20 protein-coding genes are annotated in these 22,323 nt (G+C 40.5%); 12 read left to right on the top strand and 8 right to left on the bottom strand.

The annotated features are described in order from the left end of the window. The first annotated feature begins 367 nt into the window (after positions 1–367). The 4 genes from BUA59_RS18155 (at position 368) to BUA59_RS18140 (ending at position 4,148) form a co-directional block, all read left to right on the top strand. Positions 368–1,924 carry a phosphoenolpyruvate carboxykinase gene (locus BUA59_RS18155; RefSeq protein WP_072841088.1) on the top strand — a complete coding sequence of 519 codons (1,557 nt, stop codon included), beginning with the start codon at positions 368–370 and terminating at the stop codon, positions 1,922–1,924. Positions 1,925–2,031: 107 nt separating this feature from the next. Further along, positions 2,032–2,811, top strand: a complete 780-nt coding sequence (locus BUA59_RS18150) for a TatD family hydrolase (protein ID WP_072841087.1) — start codon at positions 2,032–2,034, stop codon at positions 2,809–2,811. Continuing rightward, entirely contained in the window at positions 2,808–3,686 is an 879-nt protein-coding gene (locus BUA59_RS18145; RefSeq protein ID WP_072841086.1) for an SDR family oxidoreductase, read from the top strand. Before BUA59_RS18150 ends, BUA59_RS18145 begins: the two co-directional genes overlap by 4 nt. A gap of 45 nt (positions 3,687–3,731) precedes the next feature. Beyond that, positions 3,732–4,148 (top strand): hypothetical protein, encoded by a 417-nt coding sequence (locus BUA59_RS18140; protein ID WP_072841085.1) that lies wholly within the window; start codon positions 3,732–3,734, stop codon positions 4,146–4,148. An 8-nt stretch (positions 4,149–4,156) separates the two neighbouring features. Here the strand turns inward: BUA59_RS18140 and BUA59_RS18135 are convergent, their stop codons facing one another. Together BUA59_RS18135 and BUA59_RS18130 are read right to left on the bottom strand one after the other, a co-directional pair. Further along, positions 4,157–5,035, bottom strand: coding sequence for a hypothetical protein (locus tag BUA59_RS18135; RefSeq protein ID WP_072841084.1), 879 nt, complete (start codon positions 5,033–5,035; stop codon positions 4,157–4,159). 32 nt (positions 5,036–5,067) lie between these two features. After that, the gene (locus BUA59_RS18130; protein WP_072841083.1) at positions 5,068–5,607 is read right to left on the bottom strand and encodes a YceI family protein; all 540 of its coding nucleotides are present in this window, start codon (positions 5,605–5,607) and stop codon (positions 5,068–5,070) included. A 138-nt stretch (positions 5,608–5,745) separates the two neighbouring features. On the opposite strand from BUA59_RS18130, the gene BUA59_RS18125 reads away from it, so the two are divergent. Continuing rightward, positions 5,746–6,642, top strand: coding sequence for a LysR family transcriptional regulator (locus BUA59_RS18125; RefSeq protein WP_072841082.1), 897 nt, complete (start codon positions 5,746–5,748; stop codon positions 6,640–6,642). 37 nt (positions 6,643–6,679) lie between these two features. On the opposite strand, the gene BUA59_RS18120 is transcribed toward BUA59_RS18125, so the two are convergent. The 3 genes from BUA59_RS18120 to BUA59_RS18110 all read right to left on the bottom strand — a co-directional run bounded on the left by BUA59_RS18120 (position 6,680) and on the right by BUA59_RS18110 (position 10,767). After that, the gene (locus BUA59_RS18120; protein WP_072841081.1) at positions 6,680–8,596 is read right to left on the bottom strand and encodes a beta-ketoacyl synthase; all 1,917 of its coding nucleotides are present in this window, start codon (positions 8,594–8,596) and stop codon (positions 6,680–6,682) included. A 151-nt stretch (positions 8,597–8,747) separates the two neighbouring features. After that, entirely contained in the window at positions 8,748–9,614 is an 867-nt protein-coding gene (locus BUA59_RS18115; protein WP_072841080.1) for a glucosaminidase domain-containing protein, read from the bottom strand. A 181-nt stretch (positions 9,615–9,795) separates the two neighbouring features. Next, positions 9,796–10,767, bottom strand: a complete 972-nt coding sequence (locus BUA59_RS18110) for a glutathione S-transferase family protein (RefSeq protein ID WP_072841079.1) — start codon at positions 10,765–10,767, stop codon at positions 9,796–9,798. Between the two features lie 111 nt (positions 10,768–10,878). Here BUA59_RS18110 and BUA59_RS18105 point away from each other — a divergent pair, with 111 nt between their 5' ends. The 3 genes from BUA59_RS18105 (at position 10,879) to BUA59_RS18095 (ending at position 13,817) form a co-directional block, all read left to right on the top strand. Further along, the gene (locus BUA59_RS18105) at positions 10,879–12,033 is read left to right on the top strand and encodes a GGDEF domain-containing protein (RefSeq protein WP_072841078.1); all 1,155 of its coding nucleotides are present in this window, start codon (positions 10,879–10,881) and stop codon (positions 12,031–12,033) included. A gap of 494 nt (positions 12,034–12,527) precedes the next feature. Further along, positions 12,528–13,172 carry a TetR/AcrR family transcriptional regulator gene (locus tag BUA59_RS18100; RefSeq protein WP_245813182.1) on the top strand — a complete coding sequence of 215 codons (645 nt, stop codon included), beginning with the start codon at positions 12,528–12,530 and terminating at the stop codon, positions 13,170–13,172. Positions 13,173–13,196: 24 nt separating this feature from the next. Beyond that, positions 13,197–13,817 carry a LysE family translocator gene (locus BUA59_RS18095; protein ID WP_072841076.1) on the top strand — a complete coding sequence of 207 codons (621 nt, stop codon included), beginning with the start codon at positions 13,197–13,199 and terminating at the stop codon, positions 13,815–13,817. A gap of 88 nt (positions 13,818–13,905) precedes the next feature. On the opposite strand, the gene upp is transcribed toward BUA59_RS18095, so the two are convergent. After that, entirely contained in the window at positions 13,906–14,562 is a 657-nt protein-coding gene (upp, locus tag BUA59_RS18090; RefSeq protein WP_072841075.1) for a uracil phosphoribosyltransferase, read from the bottom strand. A gap of 292 nt (positions 14,563–14,854) precedes the next feature. On the opposite strand from upp, the gene lon reads away from it, so the two are divergent. Together lon and BUA59_RS18080 are read left to right on the top strand one after the other, a co-directional pair. Next, positions 14,855–17,293, top strand: coding sequence for an endopeptidase La (gene lon, locus BUA59_RS18085; protein ID WP_072841074.1), 2,439 nt, complete (start codon positions 14,855–14,857; stop codon positions 17,291–17,293). Positions 17,294–17,447: 154 nt separating this feature from the next. Further along, positions 17,448–18,827 (top strand): MATE family efflux transporter, encoded by a 1,380-nt coding sequence (locus tag BUA59_RS18080; protein ID WP_072841073.1) that lies wholly within the window; start codon positions 17,448–17,450, stop codon positions 18,825–18,827. 28 nt (positions 18,828–18,855) lie between these two features. Here the strand turns inward: BUA59_RS18080 and BUA59_RS18075 are convergent, their stop codons facing one another. Further along, a complete protein-coding gene (locus BUA59_RS18075) occupies positions 18,856–19,614 on the bottom strand; it encodes a TlyA family RNA methyltransferase (protein ID WP_072841072.1) in 759 nt (252 codons plus the stop codon). Between the two features lie 120 nt (positions 19,615–19,734). Between BUA59_RS18075 and BUA59_RS18070 the strand changes: the two genes are divergently transcribed. Continuing rightward, a complete protein-coding gene (locus BUA59_RS18070) occupies positions 19,735–20,571 on the top strand; it encodes a sulfurtransferase (RefSeq protein WP_072841071.1) in 837 nt (278 codons plus the stop codon). Between the two features lie 74 nt (positions 20,572–20,645). On the opposite strand, the gene BUA59_RS18065 is transcribed toward BUA59_RS18070, so the two are convergent. Beyond that, on the bottom strand, positions 20,646–20,963 hold the full coding sequence (locus BUA59_RS18065; RefSeq protein WP_072841070.1) for a hypothetical protein: 318 nt from the start codon (positions 20,961–20,963) through the stop codon (positions 20,646–20,648). 167 nt (positions 20,964–21,130) lie between these two features. Here BUA59_RS18065 and BUA59_RS18060 point away from each other — a divergent pair, with 167 nt between their 5' ends. Continuing rightward, positions 21,131–22,300 (top strand): nucleotide sugar dehydrogenase, encoded by a 1,170-nt coding sequence (locus BUA59_RS18060; RefSeq protein ID WP_072841069.1) that lies wholly within the window; start codon positions 21,131–21,133, stop codon positions 22,298–22,300. The last annotated feature ends 23 nt before the right edge of the window (positions 22,301–22,323 follow it).

Below are 22,323 nucleotides of genomic sequence, written 5' to 3'. Positions count from 1 at the left end.
CATTCTTGATGGCTTTTTAGTTGGGAATTGTGGCGAGTTGATAAGTCTTTTTTGTTGTTTTCTTAATTGGTAATAAGTTTTCCATTTGGTAGAAAGCCTACAAAAAAGAAAGAAAACTACAAAAAAAATGGTATTGAGTAGTATAACCTAGTGTTGAAAATGAGTTATTTAAGATTGATTTTTATAAAAATCAATACATATCAATGTCTTATGTAATATTGGAAAGTTTCAAAATGGTAATAAAATAACATATTGTTATAACAATATTTTTTTTTAGATTGTTTTGTTACTATCCTTTTCACAGAAAAAACTTCGCATAATAACAAGAATGACCAGACAATCTTTTTAGTTCAGAGGATTTAGTAACATGAACTCCGCATCAGACGTAACTAACATACATAAAAATTTAACTACGCCGCAGTTGGTTGAAAAAGCTCTGCAAAATGGCGAAGGTGTTCTTGCCGATAACGGTGCGCTTGTTGTTGAAACAGGTGCTCGTACTGGTCGTTCTCCTATGGATCGTTTCATCGTAGAGGAAGCATCCAGCAAAGATAGCATTCACTGGGGCCCTGTTAATCGCCCGTTTTCCGAAGCAAAATTTGCTCCGCTTTGGGACCGAGTTGCTGCGTATCTTGATGGTCAAGAGTCGTTTGTATCTAACATTCATGTCGGTGCGGGAGATGAGTATTATTTGCCTGTGATTATGCGTACTGAAACCGCTTGGCATCAGTTGTTTGGTCGCAACCTGTTTATTCGTCCTGATGTATATAATCCATCAAGCAAAGGTGAGTGGCAGATTCTTAATGCGCCAAACTTTGTTTGTGAGCCTGAGCGCGATGGCACTAACTCCGATGGTTGCGTGATTCTAAACTTTGCTGAGCGTAAAGTGCTTATAGCTGGTATGCGTTACGCTGGCGAAATGAAAAAAGCGATGTTCTCTGTACAGAACTACTTATTGCCAGCTCATGATGTATTACCAATGCATTGTGCTGCTAACGTCGGTACAGAAGATGATGTGACTTTGTTCTTTGGTTTGTCTGGTACTGGTAAAACAACTTTGTCTGCTGATCCTGAGCGCTTTTTGATTGGTGATGATGAACACGGTTGGGGTAAAGATACTGTTTTCAATATTGAAGGCGGTTGCTACGCAAAAACTATCGATCTTTCTCAAAAGAATGAACCGATCATTTGGGATGCAATCAAATTTGGTACTATTGTTGAAAACGTCGTTTTGGATCCTGAAACACGTATTGCTGATTACGCAGATACGTCTTTGACTCAGAACGGTCGTGCTGGTTACCCTCGTGAGCATATTGAAAAACGTGCTGCGGGTAATCGTGCTGGTGAGCCAAATGCCATTATCTTCTTAACGTGTGATTTGACTGGTGTTCTTCCTCCAGTTTCTATTCTGACGAAAGAAGCTGCGGCGTATCACTTTTTGAGTGGTTACACTGCGTTGGTTGGTTCAACGGAAATGGGTGCAGGTACTGGTATTAAATCAACCTTCTCGACTTGTTTCGGTGCACCTTTCTTCCCACGCTCTGCTGATGTGTATGCTGATCTTTTGATCAAGCGTATTGAAGAGTTTGGTAGTAAAGTTTATCTAGTTAACACTGGGTGGACTGGTGGTGCTCATGGTCAAGGCGGTAAACGCTTTAGTATCCCAACGACTCGTGCGGTAATTTCAGCTATTCAATCTGGCGTGTTGGCTGATGTAGAAACCGAGCATTTGGCAGATGTTAACCTAGATGTTCCTACTCAGGTTCCTGGTGTTGATAATGTTTTATTGAACCCTCGTAAAACATGGGCTGATCAGGCTGCTTATGAAGCGCAAGCGAAAAATCTGATCAATCAATTTGTTGAGAACTTTAAGAAATTCGATACTGTATCTGATGCTATTGTTAAGGCTGGTCCATCGCTTTAAGCTGATTTTATAGAACCTCTCAAAAAGCCGTGCATTTTGCACGGCTTTTTTGTTTTTAGTGATTTATGCGCTAACACTTAGTGTCTAAATAATGTAATCTTTTGTGTATGTTTATTGATAGCCATTGTCATTTAGATTTTGATGTGTTCGACGAGCAACGTGATTCGTTAATGCTGTCCTGTTTGGAAAATAAGGTGGCTGGCTTTTTAGTGCCTGCGACTACTTTTGTCAGTTGGCCTAAGTTAGCAACATTAATTAAGCGTTATCCTGAGTGGCGTGCTGCTTATGGCTTACACCCATATTTTTTGGCAGAGGCTTCTTTAGATCAGATCGATTTTCTTGCTGAGCAATGTGATACACCTCGTGTGGTTGCTGTGGGTGAAATAGGGTTAGATTGTTGGCCAAATGCTGTCGATATGAGGATTCAGTTAGATTTTTTCTCTCGTCAGCTAAAGATTGCTAAATCATTGAAATTGCCTGTTATTTTGCATGCCAGAAAAAGTTATGATTTGGTTTTTAAATGCCTACGGGAAACTGGTTTTAATGACGGTGGTGTTGTTCATGCTTTTAATGGAAGTATTGAGCAAGCTAAACGATTTATAGATTTGGGTTTTGTGTTGGGAATTGGTGGCACGGTAACGTATCCGAGAGCACACAAAGCTCATCGAGTATTGGCATCGCTTAGTGATAAAGCGTTTATTCTTGAAACAGACTCGCCTGATATGCCACTTCATGGTTTTCAAGGTAAAAATAATACCCCACTCTCTATTCCACTTATTGCACAATGTGTTGCGATGATAAGAGAAGAGAGTGAAGAGCATATAGCAGTGCAGACATATGATAATCTACTGAGGGTTTTTCCTAGGTGGAATGAGGACTTGCTTTGAATAATACACAAAATATTAATGCCCCGATTCGTATTCTCCTTTTAGGAAGTGGTACAGAAGTAGGTTCGTCTTTATTGCTTCTCTCTGAAGGAAAAAATGAATTTGAATGGTTGTGTCCAGAAGAGTCGTTATTACTTGATATTGCAAGAAGAGCTGAATTAGATGCGATGCAGTTTGACGTGATAATTGATGCGTTAAGCTTACGTTATGCACTGCAAAATGATTATGGAAAATTCCAGTCCACTTTGCGGTATTTGAGTGAACAGGCGAACACGACATTAATCATGATTAGTAGTGCTAGGGTATTTTCTGGCAATAAAGATGTGCCATATGCTGAAACAGAGGTTCCAGATAGTACTGAATCTTATGCAAAGGCTTTGATTGCAGCTGAGTCTATTGTGCTTAGTAATCCTGAAAATATTGTATTGCGAACTGGTTGGTTATTCAGTGGTAAAGGTGATGACTTTGTTTGTAGGACGCTTGGTTTGATTCAAGACGGTGTTAATCTTGCTTATAAAGACGACTTGATTGGTAGCCCAACACCGGTATCAGACTTAGTTCGAGTTATTTTGTCTATTGTGAATCAAGGGCATTACGGAGCTCAAAATAAAGGTGTTTACCATTATTGTTGTGCTGAGGAGATTAGTTGGATTCGTTTAGTTGAGGCTATTTTGGCTACGTCTAGTCAGTTCGATCCGAAGGCGCAAGTAGAAGTTGAGGCTATTGGTGATTCGTTTCCAGAAGTGCAAGAAACCTCAGCTATGCAACGGCAATCATTGTCTTGTCGAAAGATATTTAATCACTTTGGAATAAAGCAGCGTCCGTGGCGATCAAAATTGCGAAGTTTAGTTAAAGAGTTATATCAAGCTAGTTAGTAGGCGGCTTTTCGTTGGGCTAAATAGACAAAATAGGGGGGTGATGTGTACAAAATAAATCATAAAGCGGTCGTATTGGTTTTTATCTTTCAAATGGTTGTTGGGGGGATCTGGTATGCTTCTACACCCTTTTCATTTTTAGGGCGCACAGCCTTGGAGGATATGGCTAAACAACCTACCGTTGGAATGGTTTTATTGTTCGCATTTTCTACTTTTGTGTATTTGTATTTTACTGCTTGGCTTTTGGTTAAAGTTAAAGGGTTGTCTGGATTTGGGCGCTTTTTTTTAGTTATGGGGATATGGTTATTTATTGTTGTACCTAATTATATTTTTGTATTTATTAATCTTCATCTTAGTGAATCTGACGTCTTGTATTTGTTGTCATATGGCGCGGTTAGCTGCGCCATAGCGGCGATTATATTACCGTTATGGCGATCTTCTAGATCAATCTTTAAAGATTAAGTCTTTAATCAATATAAGCTGCTTTCTGGCCAAACCAGCCATAAGCTTAGCCCGCTGATTAGGATGCTGACGATTGTCTGGCCAATAATGATAAAAGTACTTTGTTTATTACTTAATTTGTTTCCTAGTGCAGTAGCTAATGGCGTTACAAAGCAGCTTGCAACAAGCATGAGCATAACGTTTAACGGAATGTCTGCGAGAACGTGGCTTTGTGTAATTAGTCCGCCTAATATTAAGAATGCAGGAATAGCTGAGTGGCTTTTGGTCGCTTTTATAAAGTAACTAACAGCCACATCACCAAATAATGCAGCTCCTAAAGCTCCTAATAACTGTCCTATTAGTAGGCTTCCTCCAATTGATATAACAGGTGCCGCCGCGCCAGCAGTAATCATCAATCCTATTGGTAAAAGCAGTGGGGAGATACTGCGCTCATTGTTTGTTTTAAATTTAACCGTTTCTTGTACTTTCTCTTGGATGAGAAGGTGATATATCAGTGTGACAATTGCGCAACTGAATGCCCAGCTAAGGCTAATAACAAGCCCTGAGTGCTTTAGTACAGGGTTAAGTAAGAAATAAAATGACAGTCCAAATAGCACAAAGCTAGCACTGAAACGAAGTGTTAGTGAGTTAATTAAAGTTAAGCAAAGTACTGATGCTATGCCAATTAACGTTGTTACGCTGTAATAATCTATCGCTTGGTTTGGAGGGAAACTCAAGCCTGAATGTATCAGGCCGAGTCCGACAATAAAACCGCCAAGGTAACCAAGATAAGACGATGCACGTAACAGTTTGCCAGCAACAATGCTGACTATTAGTGCGGCGAGAAAGGGGTAAACTGCCGTATGTAATAGCATTAAAATAGTAGAGTTGCTGGCTTCTTCGTACATGATCGCTTTCCTTGGTGCTTTTTTTAAATTGATTACTGGCGAATGCCTTCTACGTAAACTTCAATTTCAGTTGTATCTGTTACGCCAGGAATAAAGTAAGTCACACCAAAGTCACTGCGTTGAATAACGGTTTTTGCTTCAAAACCTGCGCGGTAGCCGCCCCAAGGATCTTTGCCTTCACCGATTTTTTTAACGTCAAAGCTAACTGGTTTTGTCACGCCATGTATTGTTAAGTCACCAGTTAAAGTGTCACCTTCAAATTTAGTGCTTTTAAATGTCAATGTTGGAAATTGCTTAACATCTAAAAAATCAGGGCTACGAAGATGTTTGTCACGAGCATCGTGGTTGGTATCGATGCTATCCGCTTTGATAGTTAGGGATGCACTACCTGATTTACCGTCTTCTGCGTATACGAAGCCACCTTCGAATTCATTAAAGCGGCCAACAGTTGTACTAACACCCAAATGTCCGACTTTAAACACTACCCCTGAATGGGCAGGATCAATTTTGTAATCCGCTGCCATTGTTAGGCTTGATACGAGCATTAATGCACTGATAGTAATTACTTTCATTCTTGCGTTCCTTTATGAGATTCAAAGATGTGAGTAGTTTAAATTGTTTTTTTTAATAAATAATCAACCCAAAAAACAATTCAATATTCACTAAAAAGAAATGATAATGGGGGAACTTTTTATTTTTTAGGTGAGTGAATGGATAAGCTGCAAGCAATGAAGGTGTTTTGCCGTGTTTATGAGGCGGAAAGCTTCAAGTTGGCAAGTGACTCTTTGGGGATTTCTCGCCCTATGGTGACACGTTATATAAATTCCATTGAAGAGGAGTTAGGGACGAAGCTTTTGCAGCGCAATACTCGCAATATCAGTATTACTCATGCTGGTCGTAAGTATTATCAGCATTGTATTGCAATACTCGACGCAATTGAGGAAGCAGAAAATGAAATAGGTGAACTGACGCAAAAGCCAAAAGGGCTTTTGAAGATAAGTGTGCCAATGGATTTTGGTTTATCGCATATTGTTCCTTTGTTGGACAACTTTAGTCGTTTATATCCTCAAATTGAACTGGATGTTGATTTTAGCGATAAGCGTGTTGATATGACTGAATCTGGTGTGGATATAGCTATTCGAGGAGGGGATTTAGGCGGGGATCAATTTGTGGCGCGGCCCTTATGTTATTCCAGAGGGTTTGTTTGTGCGTCACCAGATTACATTTTACAGTATGGAGAGCTTGATCGTATAGAAGACTTAGAAGGTCATTCCTGTCTTTTGTATAGCAATGCACTGGTGCCAAATCGTTGGTCATTGACGGATGAAGGTGGTATTTCTAGAACGGTTTCAATTACCGGGGGCGTTACTACAAATAATGGAGGCGCCTTAACACGGTTTGCTTTGGCCGGTTTAGGGGTGATTTATCAGCCAGACTTTCTAGTGGCTAAATACATAGCATCAGGTGAATTGATTAACTTGCTACCTAAATATAAAGGCTATGAAATATGCTTTTATGCTATCTATCCACAGCAAAAGCTAATGTCTAGAAAAACTCGATTGTTGCTTGATTTTTTACAAGAAGAGCTAGCCAATACAAAATTTTGATAGTGTATTGGCTAGCCTTTTAGGTCTTGGTTTTGCGTTATTTTAAATCGCTAAATTCATTTTCTATATTAAGATTTACCGGCATATCATAGCCAGGTAGACGGATTTCTTGGTCCGTGATACTAAGCTCTTCGCCACCCAATACATTAAACCCAAACTTATAGATAGGAAGGGTTTCACCACGAATTGCGGATTGGTTGTATTCTTCCGCTGCTGCCGAAACGTCAATGTTTTTAGCTTGATAAGTGCTGATTTGCTCAGCACTATAGCGCTTACTTAGCATTTTCATGGTTTGAATTGGAGATAACAAAACCGCGGTTGCGTTGTTTCCACCGAAACCTTTTGAGTTTAGCAAAGCGGCATCAAAATAGTCTTTTCCATAGGCTTCGTGTTTTAGCTGGAATTTTAGGCCGTCTTGATAAACGTCATCGGCAACCGCGTGTGATGTTGTGATGCCAGGTAAAATACCATCTTTCCACACACCTAAAGACAAGTGTAACTGATCACCACCTGCAGTACCTTGAGAGTGACCAAGGAAAGCTTTCATCGCCACAACTGGTATTTCTGTTGCGCCAAAACTTGTGGCTGCTTTGCTTAGTACATGGGACTCAGTGATACGGTTTTGCGGTGTACTTGTGCCATGCGCTTGGATGAAGGTGCGCTGTATTAAGCCGTCATTACCTATGATGTTTTGTAGGTAAGCCATGGCTTTGCTCATGGTCAAATAATTACCAATACCTGGCGCAGAAATGGATTTTTTATGTCCATCCGCATGGGAGAATACTGCTGGAATAGAGCCAAAAATTTCTGCGCCCAATTCAATGGCAAGTTCATCATCCATTAATAGCGTCCATTGACTAGATTCGCCAATGGTAAAGCCGCAGTTTTGAGCGAATGGTCGACAGCTCCTGGTATGATCTGGTTCTTCTTGATTTGTAATTTCGTCTAGAGCAAGTAAAGCAGTATCTTCTGCTAAGGCTCCCATGGTTCTGAAACCCTCAATAATTTCAGGGGTGATGGGAGCATCACTACCGCCAACCATTGCGACGCGAAATTTTCCAGTTTTGATGCCTTCTATGGCTTTTTCTAAATTAAAAAAGTATGTTGCGCAGGCGCCTATTGCTGTACCTACGTTACCAACACTACCTAGAATATAAGCATTTACAAAGTCTGCTGGCATTTGAGCATAGCCAAGAGGTAAGTGCTTTGATGTTGTGCGTTTACCCATAAGGGCAGATTTCAGCATGCCGCCAAATCCTAAATCGTCCATTTGACCTATTGAGTTGGCTGCGTAAACTGCCATTTGATCTGGAGCGACTTTACTGCGAATAATTTCCCAATCAATACCACTACTCTTAACTGCATCTGATGCGCCATAGACCGTCATCTGTAAGCCACGAGGATGATTTCGGCTTTGGTATAGCTTAGATGGATCAAAGCCAGTAGGCAGTTGTCCGGCGGCTTTTACAGAAAGAGGTCGCGTGTCTTTTATGAAGGTTTCTAGATTACCATCAACAACGACTTCACTTAGGATGTCTGAAAGTTCAGTTACTTGCCAGTTTGTAGGGCGATCATTTGGAAGAGAGCGTGTCTTTATAGTAAAACTGAGTTTTTCTTCGCTTTGGCTCGACTGCAATGTTGTTGATTTGTGTAAAACCACATGGTCAACATCAAATAAACTAGGGTGAATACGACGAATCAAAGTGCGAGCAAGAAGAGATTCCCCGATGCTGTCAACAAGTGCAGCAGCATCTAATGCTTCCCCACCATTTGTATACCAAAGGCCATTTTTATGCTCGGCCATGTTAGTAATAGTGGCAAGATCGAGTAAAACATCCTGCTGGATTGAACTTGGAAGAAGATCAAAGACAATTCGGCGATATGCTTGATGTGAAGAGGTACGACCAGCCGAATTGATTCCGCCAAAGCCAACAATAACAGGTAAACGGGCCAATTGAATTTCCTCGTTTGATGAGTGGGTGAAATATTACGGTATTGTAATGAAGGGGGTAACGCTTAGCCACCCCACATAAAGTAATTTCGTAACAATAAGTTGCATTTTATTACATTTTTTTCTTGTTTGAGCTTTGAATGTTGTTATTGGATTATGGTTGCTCTGGTTTTGGCTGAGAGCGATTAAAGCGCCAAAGTTTGTTGTAGTTAATTAAACCTTCTATTTCTTCTACGTAGGCTTGGCCCCGTTCCGAATAGTGTTCTAAACCATGAACTAGGGCAAGGCCAGTGACAACTTCTTTATCTTGTCTTAACTGTGCACGAGAGGCTCTGAGTTTTTTGTAAGCTGCATTGGTGTTTAAGTTATCTATATAAGCAAAGACTGATTCGCGAGCATCGTTGAACTTTCGTACTTCATGGTCAGCGTCACTGTCTCTCGACTCAGGAACTAGACCACAGCCTTTTCTAAAGCACCATTGGCCAAAGTAGTTGTTACCTTTTGTGGCGAAGCGAGATGTTCCCCACGCAGATTCATTGGCTGCTTGCGCTAAAACCAGTGAGGCAGGAATAATGTCGAGTCTATTAAGTAATGCTTGTATATCGTCTTTTGAATAGTTCTCAAGTTTTTTGAGTTTGTGGTTTTGACGAAGTGTAGAAATCCATTTTTTGTTTTTTGTTGATAACTTTTTATTACTTTTAAGCAGAGCATTTAGACGCTCGCGATCTTTTAAAATAAGACTATTTTTTTCATTTATAAAAGGTGTTAAGTAATCAAAGAAGGCTTTTTTGCGTTCTTTTACATCAGTTATCGCGGCAAAGTCAGGGCTGTTTTTTTGAATAGGATGTGATTTAAAGTAGTTCTTTTCATCAGACGTTGCTTCCCCAGACTCTTCGTATAGAGAGCTTGTTTCAGATGCTCCATCTTGCGTATCGTCCAAGTCATTTTTAAATGGGCCAGCTTTTATCCACAAAATAAATATTAGTGCAAAAGAGATAATCCAGAGTATTTTCTTTTCCATAAATAGCCACAAGTCTCAAATATTTATATTTTTCAGCTGACATTACAAGGCTAGTAATGACTAACTGAAGGGGTGCGCAGATAAAAAAGTGAGTCTATTATCCTTAAAAATAGCTCACTTTAATAGACTTTAACTCAGGCTTCTTGAATTTGCCTTAATTCCTTTTTTTGTGAACTGATGTCTAAGGAAATAATTTAGCGGGTCCTACTGGAACCACTTGAGTTGGGTTGATTGTTTTGTGGCTGTAGTAATAATGTCGTTTGATGTGCTGTAAGTTTACTGTGTTAGCAATATTGGGTACGTCGTAGAGTCGTTTTAAAAAAGAATTAATATTTGGGTAGTCTAAAATGCGTTTTAGGTTGCACTTAAAGTGTCCAAAATAGACAGCATCAAAGCGGATTAGCGTTGTAAAAAGGCGCCAGTCTGCTTCTGTTTGTTCCTCTCCCAATAAATAAGTTCTCGTTGATAGTTTTTCTTCTAAAAAATTCAGAGTATCAAAAAGCGGTTCTAATGCTTCTTCGTAAGCTTCTTGAGTTGTAGCAAAGCCGCATTTGTAGACACCGTTGTTAACCGTGTTATAGATTCGCTCATTTAGCTCGTCAATCTCATTGGCTATGCTACTTGGGTAAAAATCCAAATGATTTCCTGTCATTCCATTAAATGCACGATTAAAAATACGGATAATTTCTGACGATTCGTTGGATACAATGGTTTGGCGTTCTTTGTCCCACAGAATAGGTACAGTGACTCTACCGCTGTAGTCTGGTTTAGCTTTGGTATAAAGCTGATAAGCAAAATCAAAATGGTGTAATGGATCGCCTACGTCAATGTTAGGGTCTTTGAAATTGTCGTCTTGCTTAAATTCCCAACCATTTTCAAGCATGTCTGGATGGACGCAGCTAATGCTAATAATGTCCTCTAGTTGTTTTAATTTAATGAAAATCAAAGTTCGGTGAGCCCAAGGGCAGGCAAGCGAAACATACAGGTGATAACGTCCTGCTTGGGCGGGAAAATGGTTTGGGTTATTTGATTGGTATTCGCTTTCTGGATAAATCCAGTTTCTGAATGCAGACTCGCTGCGTACGAATTTACCTTGGTTTGCCTTTGTGTCGTACCATTGGTCGACCCATTGACCATCTACAAGTAATCCCATCGTATTTTCCTTCTCGTTTAGAATTCACACTATTATTAATGAAATTGAATCGTTTTCGGGGCAATATATTGGTCGTATTTAATCGAATGATTCGATGGGTTTGATTTTTTTATGTCCGAACGCTTAAGTTCATTGTTAGTTCCGTGCTTCATTTTACTAGTGAGTGTTTATGCTAGTTTGTATGTTGGCCTATTGCCACCTTTGTGGTTTAGTCTGTTGCCTTTACTTCCCCTTATCTTTGCTGGCGTAGCTATTTTACTGGCTTGGCATTTTAATAAAGGCCGAGTGTTTATTCTCGTTTTGCTGTTACTGATTCCGAAGCTTTATGGTGACTCGGATCAGGCTGCATCATTAACTGCATACTTGGTCATTTCTTGTTTCTGTATTGCTTTGTTGGGGTTCGTCCCTGAACGGGGCTTTTTTAATCGATTTGTGGTTAATCGTATATTATTCGTTTTGATGCTTGTGAGCTGGTGTTACGCCATTGAGCGTAATTGGGTGTCTTTTGCTTTTTTGGATCATGCTTTTTTAAGTACTAACGTAAGTTGGTCTACTGTTTTGTTGTGGTGTGTTCTATTTATAAGTACTTTGGCAATAGGTACGGCTTGGTGGTTAAGTGGTGATACTTTTCGAGCAAGTGGTCTGATTAGTATTGTCAGTTTGTTGATTGTCAGCCATTTTGTTTCTTCGGACATTCAGTTTGATGCTTTGCTATCTGCACAGTTTTTATTGTGGATTTGGTTCTTACTGATGGAAAGTCATCGTATGGCTTATTTGGATGATATGACTAAATTGCCAGGTAGGCGCGCCTTGAATGAGCAACTTGTTGGGCTGTCTAGGCACTATGCTATTGCTATGGTCGATGTGGATCATTTTAAGAAATTTAATGACACTTATGGGCATGATATGGGCGATAAAGTGCTGAAGAGTGTTGCCGCTCAATTGAGGCTATTTTCTAGCCCTGGGAAAGCATTCCGTTTCGGTGGTGAAGAATTTACCATTATTTTTCGAGGCAAGCGCCTTTCTGAGGTTGATGGCATTTTGGAATTGATTCGAGAAAATATCGAAGACGCCATGGTTGAGGTGTTTGATCCCAAAAAAAAACAAGAGATAGAAGTGAAGGTTACTGCCAGTGTCGGTGTGGCTTTTGCTGCTAGTGGTGAATCTCCTGATTCTGTCTTAAAGAGGGCAGATGAAGCCTTATATCAGTCCAAAAAGAAGGGGCGCAACCGAGTTTCTAAATCCCCATCTCCTAAAAATGTCTAAATTATAAAAAAACTGATCGATCGGTCAGTTTTTTAGCTCTCATCTATTGCACTGTAAAATCAGCTGTTTATAATCGTTATATAGATTTTATAAAAGACAGTATTTACTTGTCTGAATCGCCTGATTTAATTTCTAAAAGTGTTAACTATTAGAAAATGGTAGAGTATTTTTGGTTTACTAGTATCAGTGACCAGCGATGGTAATAACCATCGATCAAGAACATTGAAGTACGCTGAATTTTATTGGTTTTGCGTCTCAATTACAGCGCCAACGTGGTGTAGCAGTTAGCCTAATGACGAATGCCTATAGTCATTAACGTCTCTGCTACGAGGGGAAATGGGGAGCTTCGGCTCCCTTTTTTTATGCAATTTTTTCTTAAGGCTTCGTGCCTATTGTAAAGAATGTTATTCTTCCGATGTATCGCACAGGATGGTAAGTCGATATAAAAAAACATTCCCCCCTTTAGTGACATGTTGATCAGCGAGGCTTCACCTTTGACCGAAGTAAAACGACCAAAAGATCAGTTGAAAGCGCACATTCGTGCTCAAAATCAAACCCTTATTTTAGAAACATCTGAACGTGTTTTTGCTCGACAAGGTTTAGCGAAAACCACTACTCAGATGATTGCCGATGAAGCTGGGTTACCTAAGGCAAATGTTCATTACTATTATCGCTCTAAAAAAGACCTTCTAGAGGCTGTGTTAGAGCGCATTCTTCGTCTTTGGCTAGATTCCGTCAGCGAATTTAATGTTGAAGAAGGACCTGAGCAAAATCTAACGCGTTATATCAGTGAAAAAATAGATCAATCTCGTACCAATAAAAATGCTTCTAAGATCTTTGCGATGGCATTAATAGGTGAAGAAACCTTTGTTTTAGATTATCTTAGAAATTTGTTTGTTACTGAATTAAGTCGCGAAAAGGCGACAATTCAGGTTTGGGTAGATAAAGGCTTGATGAACCCTGTTTCAACCGAACATCTTTTTATTAGTATTTGGGCGATGACTCAGACTTATGCTGATTTTGATGCACAAGTGAAAATTCTATTGCAGAAAAATGAGTTAGAAAAAAGTGATTATGAAGAAGCTAGGCAATTTATTACTCGCATGGTTTTAGCTGGTTGTGGTGTTGCTGAGCATTAGCCGTAAGTTGGTGGAGGGTTTGATATGACTCTAGAAAGCGGAATTACATTTTTTATCGCTATTTTTATTTTTAGCATTACTCCGGGACCTGGAATTTTTGCTATTTTGGCAAGAAGTATCTCTAGAGGCGCGAGAGCGAGCTTTTCTCTTAGTCTTGGTATGGTAATGAGCGATATCGTCTATTTAGTTATGGCGTGTTACGGCTTGGCAGCCATTGCATCAGCTTGGGAGGAAGTGTTTCTTATCATACGTTATGCTGGTGCTGCTTATCTTATTTATCTGGGTTGGAAAATGTGGATATCGCCAGTTTCTACTGTTTCCTCAGGTGATAATCTGCAAGACGCAAATAACGAGATGGCGAGTTTTATTCAAGGCTTTATGATTTCTGCTTCTAACCCTAAAGTTATACTTTTTTATGTCGCTTTTTTGCCGACATTTATGGATTTAACAGTCTTAAGTGCTTCTGATATTGTGTTGGCGTCGTTTCTTACTTTTGTTGCGCTGTTACTTGGTTTGACAATAATTTCTGTTGGGGCTTCTCAGGCGAGACGTTTTATGAAGTCTGAACGCTCTATGAAAACATTGAATAGGACGGCTGGTGGAATCATGGCAAGTGCCGGAGCTTTCCTGGCTCTTAAGGGCTAGCGTTACAATTAATTTGCTACTTTTGAATGATACAAAAGCCGTCTCTTTATTGAACTAAGAGGCGGCTTTTTATTTGTTTATTCAGTAATTAGCGCGTGCCGTAAATACGATCGCCAGCGTCGCCAACACCTGGGCGAATATAGGCATGCTCATCAAGGCCACGATCGATTGATCCGATATACATGGCAACATCAGGATGCGCTTGTTTAAATGCTTGAATGCCTTCTGGTGCCGCAAATAGGCAGATAAAGCGAATATCTGTTGCGCCCATTTCTTTCATCTTATCGATGGCCATAATGGCAGAGTTACCCGTTGCCAGCATTGGGTCAACCACAATAATGGTACGCTCATTCACTGAGTGTGGCATTTTTAGGTAGTACTCAACAGGCTGCTTTGTCTCAGGATCGCGATATAAGCCAACGTGCCCAACTCGTGCACTAGGAGACAGTTTTAATACTCCTTCAGCAAGTCCATTACCCGCTCTCATTATTGTAACGATACAAAGCTTCTTGCCTTTTAGAACTGGGCACATAGCTTTTTCTAGAGGTGTTTCAATTTCAACATCAGTTGTTTCTAAATCACGTGTTGCTTCGTAGCCAATTAGCGTTCCTAGCTCTTCTACTAACATGCGAAATTCACGTGTGCTGGTGTTTTTATCGCGAAGACTGGTTAATTTGTGTTTAACAAAAGGGTGTTTGATCACAAATATATCGTTGTAAGCCTTAAGGAGTTCATCGCGGGTCATTAGCCTTTCCTTTTTTGTAACTCTGAGTCGAGAGTGTGAAATTGAGCGAGTTCTATCTATAGCATGGCTACTATAATAACACTAAGTCGGAATAGGCCAAATAACTAATCCTGTCCTGAGGGTTAGTTTGTTTCTTGAAGTGAGTAAGTATTTGGGAAAATAGCCTATGGTATTGTTTTCGGCAATATCGTCATTACATAAGATCTATCCATAGCAAAAGCTTATAAAAAATAGCCACAGACATTTCTGGCGTCATTTTTTACAAAAATACAGATTTATTGAGAAGTTTATTATGAGTGATGACGAGCAATACTTAGATGCACAAGAAGGCCAAGTTGAAGTAACAGAAGAGGAAGGCATTGTTATTAGTGATCCTAGAGGTCTTGCTCTTCCAGATGATGTTTTGCCTGAGACATTGTTTATTTTGCCTATTTCAAGCCGCCCATTTTTTCCCGCTCAGGTACAGCCTGTTATGGTGGATGCCGAGCAGTGGGAAGATACTTTAGAGCGAATCGCAGAACATCCTCAAGCGGTCGTAGGTTTGGTTTATGCTGATAAGAAAACGAAAAAAGCGCCTTCAGTAGACGAATTTCGCTCTATTGGTTGTGTTGCAAGAGTACATAAAGCCGAGAAGCAAAATGATAAATTGACCTTTCTAGCTCAAGGTGTAAAACGTTTTGAAGTTATTGAATGGCTAAGTGAAGAAGCGCCTTACCTCGCTCGCGTTCGTTACCTTAATGATGTGAAATCCAATGATGATGAATCGAAAGCTTATTCCATTGCCATTCTGGATGCGATTAAACAGCTGATTCGTTTAAACCCGTTGTTTAGTGAAGATCTAAGGCAGTATCTAGGTCGGTTCTCATTTAATGAATCGGGTTTGTTGGCAGATTTTGCTGCATCTATCACTTCTGCGGATGCGGAAGATTTATATGATGTTTTGGCAACCATTCCAGTAAATGCTCGCATGCATTTGGCTCTTACCTTGCTAAGAAAAGAGCTTGAAATTGCGCGCTTGCAGAACGAAATTAGCGCCGAAGTGAATGATAAAATCAGTAAGCATCAGCGAGACTTTTTCCTAAAAGAGCAATTGAAAATTATCCAGAAAGAGCTGGGTATTTCAAAAGACGATCGTACTTCTGATGTCGAAACATTCGAAGCTCGCTTAGAAGGTAAAACCTTACCCAAAGCTGTGAGCGACAAGATTCAAGAGGAGCTGCATAAACTTAGCATTCTTGAGACTGGCTCCCCTGAGTATGGTGTTACGCGTAACTATTTGGATTGGGCGACGTCTTTGCCTTGGGGTGTTCACTCGAAAGACAATTTGGATATCAAGCTAGCGCGTGAGGTTCTTGAATCTCATCATGCAGGCCTTGGTGACATAAAAGACCGCATCGTTGAATTCTTAGCTTTGGGCGCACACCGCGGCGAAATGGGCGGTAGCATTCTATTGTTAGTTGGCCCACCAGGTGTTGGTAAAACGTCGATCGGTAAATCGATTGCTGAGTCTTTGAATCGTAAGTTTTATCGCTTTAGTCTTGGTGGTATGCGCGACGAAGCTGAAATTAAAGGTCATCGACGGACTTATGTAGGCGCCTTACCGGGCAAGTTTGTTCAAGCATTGAAAGATGTTGAGGTCGAAAACCCTGTCATCATGTTGGATGAGATTGATAAAATTGGTTCTTCTTTCCAAGGTGATCCAGCGTCTTCTTTATTGGAAGCGCTTGATCCTGAGCAAAATGTTGAGTTTCTTGATCATTATTTAGATATGCGCATCGATTTATCTAAGGCGCTGTTTATTTGTACGGCAAACCAGTTGGATACTATTCCAGCGCCGCTGTTAGACAGGATGGATGTTATTCGATTGTCTGGTTACATCGGTGATGAAAAACTAGCGATTGCTAAGCAGCACTTATGGCCGAAATTGCTTAAGAAAAACAAGCTTTTGAAGAAGCAGCTAAACATTACTGATGCTGCGTTACGTCATATTATTGAGCATTATGCTCGTGAAGCGGGTGTTCGAGGCTTAGATAAATTGCTGCAAAAAATCTTACGCAAGAGTGTTGTTCAGTTAATGACGGGTGAAAAAGAGCATATCAATGTTGGCGTGAAAGACGTTGAGACCTTGTTGGGTATGCCTTATTTCCGACCAGAAAAAACATTACAAGGTGTTGGTGTTGTTACTGGTTTGGCTTGGACTTCTATGGGGGGAGCGACTTTGCCAATTGAAGCCAATAAAGTGCATGAGCTAACACGAGGCTTGAAACTCACGGGTAAGTTGGGTGATGTGATGAAGGAATCAGCCGAAATTGCGTATTCTTATGTCTTTTCACATGCAAAAAGCTATCAGAAACATCCTGAATTCTTTGATAAAAGTTTAGTACATTTGCATGTGCCAGAAGGTGCTACTCCGAAAGATGGCCCTAGCGCGGGTATTTCGATGGCTACCGCATTGTTGTCACTAGCGAAAGGCGAGCCGGTTCGACGTGGATTGGCGATGACCGGTGAGTTGACGCTTACAGGTCAGGTTTTGGCTGTAGGTGGTATCCGCGAGAAAATCATCGCAGCTAAACGTAGTAAAATTAGTGAAGTGATTCTACCTGAGCCAAATCGTCGTGACTTTGAAGAATTGCCTGAATCGGTGAAAGAGGGAATGACTGTGCACTTTGCCGAACGCTTTGTCGATGTTGAAAAAATCGTTTTTAATCGATCAAATAACGATCTTCATTAGGTTATCCACAATGTAAGCATTTTCTCAAATCGTCATACATGAGAAAATACTGGACCGGACAAGTGCTACTTGTCCGGTTTTTTATTTATTGGCGAATTTTTTTGTCGCGTTTTTTGTCGCATATAAGTTGGATGCGTCATTTTAGGGGAAATAAATGCCTAGTCCGGCAAAGCTTACAGAAGGTTCAACCTTTAAACATGTTGTTAGCATGTCTGCCACTGGTGCGTTTGGTTTGATGTGCATGTTTTTGGTTGATCTGGTCGACATGCTTTTCCTTTCTATGTTGGGCGAGAAAGAAGCGGTGGCAGCGGTAGGATTTGCCAGCACCATTATGTTTTTTACCATTTCATTAAGCATTGCCGTGTCTATTGCTGCAACAGCTTTGGTATCCAGAGCGGTGGGCGAAGGGCAGATCGAGTTGGCTAAACGGCGTGCAGTCAATGTACTGGCATTTGGTATTTTCTTTTCGACCGGTGTGGTTTGGCTTATATGGCCCAATATTCCCCATATCCTTTTGTATGTTGGTGCCACAGGACGAACGCTTGACTTGGCAACAGAGTATTTGCAGATTTTAGTCATAGGCATGCCAGCGGTAATGATAGGCATGATTGGCTCTGGAATTATGCGGGCGTTGGGTGATGCCCGCCGTGCTATGTACGCCACCATGGTTGGTGGATTGGTTAATGCGCTATTAGATCCTATCTTTATTTTTGCTTTCGGATTGGGCGTGCAAGGTGCGGCTATTGCTTCTTTGCTTGCGCGCTTTTCCATGGTTGCTGTGTCGTATTATGGTGTGGTTCATATCCATAAGATGCTGGGCGAGTTTGATCTAATGGATTTTTTCAAAGATGCTAAATCTATTTCCGTAATTGCCATTCCTGCCATGTTAACTAATATGTCCTCGCCGTTAGCGAATGCCATTGTGATGGAGCATACTTCGTCGTTTGGTGATGATGCAGTTGCTGCTGTGGCGGTTATTGGGCGTATTATTCCTGTAGTGTTTGGCGGGATATTTGCCTTGTCTGGTGCCGTTGGGCCGATATTAGGGCAGAACTATGGGGCAGGGCGTTTTGATAGGATGCACAGCGCGATTAGTAGTGCTGTCGTTTATGCTTTTGGATATTGCTTGATATTGTGTTTTTGTCTTTATCAAATGCAAGATTGGCTTGTATCAGTGTTTCATGCAACACAAAGTAGTGCTGACCTAATTCGATTCTTTGCTACTTTTGTATCTTTTAGCTTTTTCTTCCAGAGTTTGTTGTTTATTGCGATTGCTGTTTTTAACAACCTTGGCAAACCGTTAAATAGTACCTTGCTAAATTTTGGTCGTGCGACGTTAGGTACATGGCCATTAATTACTATCTTCTCTCTCTTTATGGGCGCAGAGGGGATACTTTTTGGGCAGGCTGTAGGATCGGTTATCTTTGGCTGTTTGGGGTTCTACATGGCAAGAAACTACATTACCGAGCTTGAAGAAAAAGAAGCTCGTGAGGTTTTACCTAATAGTCACCATAGTTATGATGAGGTAATTTAACCACCTTTATAAACCGAGATTTTAAGATCTATGATCTGGTTGCCCAAAGTAAAAATTCTTGATTACCGTCACCGCCTTTTATTGGGCTTTCTATATAGCATTTGACCTCAAAGCCTAGTTCTGTGACGAAGTCCTGCATGTCCTGTTCGAGCTGTTTTACACGCGTTTTGTCTTTTACTATTCCGCCTTTACCTATGAATTCTTTGCCTACTTCAAATTGAGGTTTTACTAATGTAATCAGGTGCCCTGTTTTACTTAGTAAATTTGGTAGCTGAGGCAAAATTTTAGTCTGTGATATAAAAGAAACATCCATGACAATAAGATCAAAGCCGTTTTCTGGGAAGTGTTCACTTAGGTCTTTAATACTCAAGTTTCGAGCATTAATTCCTTCTAGGCAGATAATATTTTGATGATTACGTAGGCGAGGGTCCAGTTGGTCATGTCCGACCTCAACACCAACAACATGTGCAGCACCGTGTTGAATCGCGCAATCACTAAAGCCACCGGTCGATTGGCCGATATCTAATACAAGGAAACCTTCGATATTGAGTTTTGTATGTAGCAGAGCACCTTCAAGTTTCAAGGCGCCACGGGAAACGTATTTATCGGCCTCGTCTGAGATGACGTTCAGCTCAATGTCGGATGACAGTTTCAAGCTAGGTTTGGTGACTTTTATCCACTTCTCGTTTTGTTTGTATGATACTCGTCCTTCACTGATAAAGGTTTGTGCTTGCGAGCGAGATTTAGCAAGGCCTTGCTCGGTAAGAATTAGGTCGATACGTAACATAGAAAACTCAGTAGTAAGATAATTGCTGCGAATATTAGCAAAAAATGAATAATCAAAGTAGATTTAAAAGAAACAGAAAAGGTTTGTTTATGACCACCTACGATTGTCTGAGGAAAGCCTGTGCTATTAAAAACATTAATTAATACAAATGAACTGGCCCTATTACTTGGGCAGCCTAATGTGGTTGTTTTAGACTGTAGATTCTATTTAACGGATCACGCTAAAGGTCAGTCTGAATATAATAAAGGGCATATTCCAAGTGCTATTTTTGTGGATGTTCATCGTCAGTTGGCAGCGCCAGAGACAGAATTGACTGGTCGACATCCTTTGCCGGATGAAATTGTCTTTTCCGAGCAATTGCTGGCTTGGGGAATAGACTCTAGTACTCAAGTTGTTGTGTACGACGATATGGGGGGAGCGATTGCCGCAAGAGCTTGGTGGATGCTTAGCCAGCAAAATATTGATGTACGTGTTTTAAATGGTGGCTTTCCTGCATGGTTGAGAGAAGGAAGGGATGTTTCACTAACTCCAGTCATAGCAAAATCGACATCCAATCAAATTGAGGTTTCTTTTCCTTGGGCGGTCAGTGAGCAAGCGATAGTTGAAAACTTTGAAACGAATCAGTTTCAATTAGTGGATGCTAGAGCATCAGATCGCTTTAATGGCGAGAACGAAACCATTGATGCTGTTGCTGGGCATATTCCAGGTGCTATAAATCGTCCATTTTCAGATAACTTAGATGCAAATGCTTGTTTCAAACCCGCTGAGCAGCTTCATGTGGAATGGCAAGATTGGCTATCTAATAGTAGTGATGCATACGTGTATTATTGTGGTTCTGGTGTAACTGCTTGCCATAATGTCTTGGCTTTAAACTATGCTGGGATAGAGGCAAAGCAAGTTTATGTTGGGTCGTGGAGTCAATGGTCAAAAAGAATGCTGCGAGCTGTTGCTTTGTAATGACATAGACTTTGCATAGTGAATATGACGGAGCTGGGCCTTTTGATCGAGGTAAGCTCCGTCATGAAACCTAGTTATTTTGGTGTTGCTCCTGCCATAAATATTTGCACTTGTTGGTGTGTTTCCCCCCAAATGTGTGATTTAACTGCAAGCAAGAAATGTTCGGCTTCTTTTAATGTTACGATGCCGTCCATTAATTTGATGCCAATTCCTTCTTGAGTAAAGAAAAAGTGCCATGTGTGTTTATCGATAATGGCTTCGCCTTCGCCATTGTTGTAGCTGACTTGTTGGAATGGATAGTCACTGGGAATAAAGCAGGAAAGCTCTTGTCCTGAGGCGCCATAGATAAGATCAGGGATATAGCCTTGACGATCTACCAGTTCAAACTTCATATAGAACTCCTTGTTTTTTATTAAGATTAGCTGTGGTGTTCTCGATTTGCTGCATTTCTTGATGTAAATAATAAAAAAACACGATTTGGCATTTTTAATTATGGTGCAAACTGTAAAATAGCCTCTTTTGAATACAAATTCTATCTTTAAAACAAAAGGTAAACTGAATGAAAATAGCAGTGGCTGGAACTGGGTATGTTGGCATTTCTAATGCTCTGTTATTAGCAAAGTACAATCATGTCGTCGCCTTGGACATTGTTGCCGCTAAGGTAGATATGCTTAATAAAAAACAGTCACCTATCGAAGACCGTGATATAGAGCGTTATTTAGCCGAAGAAAACCTTAATTTTGTTGCAACGCTAAACAAGGAAGAGGCTTATCTTGGTGCAGACTATGTGATCATTGCAACCCCTACCGATTATGATCCAGAAACAAATTATTTTAATACTAGCCATGTTGAGTCCGTAATTCAGGATGTTATGCGTATCAATCCTAATGCGGTCATGGTGGTGAAATCTACTGTCCCGGTAGGCTTTACAAAGTCCGCGAGCGAGCGTTTTTCTACTAATAATCTTTTATTTTCACCTGAGTTTTTGCGTGAAGGCAAGGCGTTATATGACAACTTATATCCTTCGCGGATTGTCGTTGGGGAGGTCTCAGATAGAGCGCAGGTTTTTGCAGATCTGCTTGTTCAGGGCGCGGAAAAAACAGACATAGATGTGCTGCTCACAGGGGCAACTGAAGCTGAGGCCATTAAGCTATTTGCTAATACTTATTTGGCCATGCGCGTTGCATTTTTTAATGAGTTAGACAGCTATGCGGAATCTCACCATTTAGATAGTCGTCAAATTATTCAAGGTGTTGGGCTTGATCCGCGTATTGGTAGTCACTATAACAATCCGTCATTTGGTTATGGTGGATACTGCTTACCAAAAGATACCAAACAGCTACTAGCTAATTATGACAAGGTCCCAAACAATTTGGTGCGAGCGATTGTTGACGCAAATGCTACACGTAAAGATTTTGTTGCTGAATCTATCTTGAAAAATAGCCCCAAAGTCGTCGGGATTTATCGTCTCGTGATGAAAGTTGGTTCTGATAATTTCAGAGCGTCTGCTATTCAAGGTGTTATGAAACGTATAAAAGCCAAAGGTGTAGAAGTTGTTGTGTATGAGCCAGCGCTTAATGAAGATAACTTTTTTAACTCGAAAGTAATGAAAAGCTTAGAGGAGTTTAAAGCGATATCCGATGTGATCGTAGCAAACAGAATGACAGATGATATATCTACCGTAAAAAATAAAGTTTATACGCGGGATTTATTTGGTGTTGATTCATGATTTTATTTTCAATTTTTGCTTTT

This window comes from Marinomonas polaris DSM 16579 (genome assembly GCF_900129155.1).
GTDB classification, from domain to species: Bacteria; Pseudomonadota; Gammaproteobacteria; order Pseudomonadales; family Marinomonadaceae; genus Marinomonas; species Marinomonas polaris.
The sequence above is the reverse complement of the archived record's forward strand: the minus strand, read 5'-3'. Positions and strand labels throughout refer to the sequence as shown.

What these genes read in the sequence shown, in the direction of transcription:
- BUA59_RS18155 (WP_072841088.1), top strand. Translation starts at nt 368, where the DNA reads ATGAACTCCGCATCAGACGTAACTAACATACATAAAAATTTAACTACG.
- BUA59_RS18150 (WP_072841087.1), top strand. Translation starts at nt 2,032, where the DNA reads ATGTTTATTGATAGCCATTGTCATTTAGATTTTGATGTGTTCGACGAG.
- BUA59_RS18135 (WP_072841084.1), bottom strand. Translation starts at nt 5,035, where the DNA reads ATGTACGAAGAAGCCAGCAACTCTACTATTTTAATGCTATTACATACG.
- BUA59_RS18130 (WP_072841083.1), bottom strand. Translation starts at nt 5,607, where the DNA reads ATGAAAGTAATTACTATCAGTGCATTAATGCTCGTATCAAGCCTAACA.
- BUA59_RS18125 (WP_072841082.1), top strand. Translation starts at nt 5,746, where the DNA reads ATGGATAAGCTGCAAGCAATGAAGGTGTTTTGCCGTGTTTATGAGGCG.
- BUA59_RS18115 (WP_072841080.1), bottom strand. Translation starts at nt 9,614, where the DNA reads ATGGAAAAGAAAATACTCTGGATTATCTCTTTTGCACTAATATTTATT.
- BUA59_RS18110 (WP_072841079.1), bottom strand. Translation starts at nt 10,767, where the DNA reads ATGGGATTACTTGTAGATGGTCAATGGGTCGACCAATGGTACGACACA.
- BUA59_RS18105 (WP_072841078.1), top strand. Translation starts at nt 10,879, where the DNA reads ATGTCCGAACGCTTAAGTTCATTGTTAGTTCCGTGCTTCATTTTACTA.
- BUA59_RS18095 (WP_072841076.1), top strand. Translation starts at nt 13,197, where the DNA reads ATGACTCTAGAAAGCGGAATTACATTTTTTATCGCTATTTTTATTTTT.
- upp (WP_072841075.1), bottom strand. Translation starts at nt 14,562, where the DNA reads ATGACCCGCGATGAACTCCTTAAGGCTTACAACGATATATTTGTGATC.
- lon (WP_072841074.1), top strand. Translation starts at nt 14,855, where the DNA reads ATGAGTGATGACGAGCAATACTTAGATGCACAAGAAGGCCAAGTTGAA.
- BUA59_RS18080 (WP_072841073.1), top strand. Translation starts at nt 17,448, where the DNA reads ATGCCTAGTCCGGCAAAGCTTACAGAAGGTTCAACCTTTAAACATGTT.
- BUA59_RS18075 (WP_072841072.1), bottom strand. Translation starts at nt 19,614, where the DNA reads ATGTTACGTATCGACCTAATTCTTACCGAGCAAGGCCTTGCTAAATCT.
- BUA59_RS18065 (WP_072841070.1), bottom strand. Translation starts at nt 20,963, where the DNA reads ATGAAGTTTGAACTGGTAGATCGTCAAGGCTATATCCCTGATCTTATC.
- BUA59_RS18060 (WP_072841069.1), top strand. Translation starts at nt 21,131, where the DNA reads ATGAAAATAGCAGTGGCTGGAACTGGGTATGTTGGCATTTCTAATGCT.